The sequence below is a fragment of the Pigmentiphaga sp. genome (assembly GCF_019689535.1).
Taxonomy (GTDB): Bacteria; Pseudomonadota; Gammaproteobacteria; order Burkholderiales; family Burkholderiaceae_B; genus Pigmentiphaga.
Window position 1 is genome coordinate 1 of sequence record NZ_JADGHH010000321.1, and the last position, 2,496, is coordinate 2,496.

Consider the following 2,496-nt stretch of genomic DNA (forward strand, 5'->3'; position numbering starts at 1 on the left):
GGGCGGGGTGGCGGTGGACATGGCGGCAAGGCGGGTAAAATCCAGGGTTTGGCGCATAGCATCGACACGGTGACATATTTTGGATTCCCATTCCCCCGCATCGCTCCCGGTTGTCCGTGAGGATTCCTACGTAACCCTGCACTACCGCATCACGCTCGCTTCGGGCGAAGGCGCGGGGAAAGTCTTCGTCGATACTTTCAGCGGCCGCCCCGCCACGCTCCAGATGGGCGTAGGCCAATGGGCGCCCGGCATGGAGGCGGCGCTGCTCGGCCACCACGAAGGCGAAAGCTTCAGCTTCACCCTCGAACCCGCACAGGCCTATGGCGAGCGCAATCCCGAGCTCATCCAGCGCGTCACGCTCGCCATGCTGCGCGAGCACGCGGGCGACGAAACGTTCGAGCCAGGCGATTTGGTCGAATTCGCGGCGCCCAACGGCGGACGGTATTCGGGCGTGTTCAAGGAGCAGGGCGAGGACTATGCGTTGTTCGACTTCAATCACCCGCTTGCCGGCGCGACCCTGAAGGTGGACGTATCTTTGCTCGGAGTCATGTGATGACGCAGGCGCCCATGGAAGTGGTCCTCGCCCAGCCGCGCGGGTTTTGCGCGGGGGTCGATCGCGCCATCGAGATCGTCGAGCGCGCCTTGGAACTGTTCGGCGCGCCGATCTACGTGCGGCACGAAATCGTCCACAACCGCTACGTGGTGGAGGACCTGCGTAGCAAGGGCGCCATCTTCATCCAGGAATTGGACCAGGCCCCGAGCGGGGCGACCGTGGTGTTCTCGGCCCACGGTGTGCCCAAGTCCGTGAGGAAGGAGGCCGAGCAACGCGGCTTGCGCGTGTTCGATGCGACGTGCCCGCTCGTGACCAAGGTGCACGTGGAGGTCGCGAAGATGCGCGCGGCCGGCAAAGAAATCGTGATGATCGGCCACAAGGGGCACCCGGAAGTCGAGGGCACGCTGGGGCAGGCCGACAGCGGCATGTACCTGGTCGAGACGGTCGAAGACGTCGCGGCGCTGCAGGTGGCGGACCCGGACCAGCTCGCCTACGTCACGCAGACCACGCTGTCCGTGGACGACGCCGCGGAGGTTGCCGCGGCGCTCAAGGCGCGTTTTCCGAACATTGCCGAACCCAAGAAGAGCGACATCTGTTATGCCACCCAGAACCGCCAGGACGCCGTCAAGATCATGGCGCCCGAATGCGACCTCGTGCTGGTGGTGGGAAGCGTGAACAGCTCCAACTCCAACCGCCTGCGCGAGGTGGCCGAGCGCAAGGGCGTGCCCGCCTACCTCATCGACGGCGCCGAGGACATCGACCCGGCCTGGCTGACGGGCTGCCGGCGCGTGGGCGTCACCGCGGGTGCGTCCGCCCCCGACGTCCTGGTGCAGCAGGTCATCGCCCGCTTGAAGGAGCTGGGCGCGGTGTCCGTGCGCAAGCTGGCCGGTGCCGAGGAGGGCGTGGCCTTTCCGCTGCCCAAAGGTTTGTCGAGGAACGTCCATCCGTAGCCGAACGGAGCAAGCATGCGTCTCTATAGCTATTTCCGCAGTTCCGCCGCGTATCGCGTCCGCATCGCGCTGGCCCTGAAGAAGCTGGATTACGAATACCAGGCCGTCCACCTGCTCAAGGATGGCGGCCAGCAGAAACGGCCCGAGTTTCGCAAGCTCAGCCCGGATGCCCTCGTGCCGGTACTCGAGGACGGCGGCGCGGTGCTGACGCAGTCGCTCGCCATCATCGAATACCTGGAAGAGACGCACCCCGAGCCCGCGCTGCTGCCGTCGGACCCGATCGGGCGGGCCCGAGTGCGTGCCCTGGCGATGACCGTCGCGTGCGACATCCATCCGCTGAACAACCTGCGCGTGCTGAAGTACCTGAAGCAGCTCGGCATCGAACAGGAAGGGCGCGACCAGTGGTACCGCCATTGGGTCGAGAACGGCCTGACCGCGTTCGAGCGCATGCTCGCCGACTCTCCCCATACCGGGCGCTGCTGCCACGGCGACCAGCCCACGCTGGCGGACATCTGCCTCATCCCGCAGGTCTACAACGCCCGGCGCCTGAAGGCCGACCTGAGCGCCATGCCCACCGTGGTGCGCGTGGCCGACTATTGCGCGGCGCTGCCGGCCTTCGAGGCCGCGCATCCCGACCGGCAGCCTGATGCGGAATGAGAGGCGGCTTCTGCGAGCACGGTTTGAAAGCTTCGAAAAAATTCTGCTAGAATAGCGGGCTAGCTTTGCTTTTGCCGCGATTTGCGCGGAAGGCAAGGCGTGAAGGTTTTGCGCCGGCATAGCTCAGTTGGTAGAGCAGCGCATTCGTAATGCGAAGGTCGTAGGTTCGACTCCTATTGCCGGCACCAGTTGAAAAGGGCAGCCCGTTGGGCTGCCCTTTTTGCGTTGGGGCTTGGCTGCCGGCGCTTGATCTGCATCAACCGCCCAGGAACGCACCATGGCGCAGCGCGCTTCATCCGTGGCAGGTCTGTTTAACACCACACCCAGCCCACGCGC

General features: G+C 65.4%; 3 protein-coding genes and 1 tRNA gene. All 4 read left to right on the top strand.

The genetic code is table 11. The features are described 5' to 3' along the window. Positions 1–79: 79 nt before the first annotated feature. The 4 genes from IRZ12_RS17270 to IRZ12_RS17285 all read left to right on the top strand — a co-directional run bounded on the left by IRZ12_RS17270 (position 80) and on the right by IRZ12_RS17285 (position 2,348). Positions 80–553, top strand: a complete 474-nt coding sequence (locus IRZ12_RS17270; protein WP_296471255.1) for an FKBP-type peptidyl-prolyl cis-trans isomerase — start codon at positions 80–82, stop codon at positions 551–553. Then, positions 553–1,503, top strand: a complete 951-nt coding sequence (ispH, locus tag IRZ12_RS17275) for a 4-hydroxy-3-methylbut-2-enyl diphosphate reductase (RefSeq protein ID WP_296471257.1) — start codon at positions 553–555, stop codon at positions 1,501–1,503. The genes IRZ12_RS17270 and ispH overlap by 1 nt, the downstream gene beginning before the upstream one ends. A gap of 15 nt (positions 1,504–1,518) precedes the next feature. Beyond that, positions 1,519–2,160, top strand: coding sequence for a maleylacetoacetate isomerase (gene maiA, locus IRZ12_RS17280; RefSeq protein ID WP_296471260.1), 642 nt, complete (start codon positions 1,519–1,521; stop codon positions 2,158–2,160). A gap of 112 nt (positions 2,161–2,272) precedes the next feature. Continuing rightward, positions 2,273–2,348 (top strand) — tRNA-Thr (locus IRZ12_RS17285). Positions 2,349–2,496: the final 148 nt, after the last annotated feature.

What these genes read in the sequence shown, in the direction of transcription:
- ispH (WP_296471257.1), top strand. Translation starts at nt 553, where the DNA reads ATGACGCAGGCGCCCATGGAAGTGGTCCTCGCCCAGCCGCGCGGGTTT.
- maiA (WP_296471260.1), top strand. Translation starts at nt 1,519, where the DNA reads ATGCGTCTCTATAGCTATTTCCGCAGTTCCGCCGCGTATCGCGTCCGC.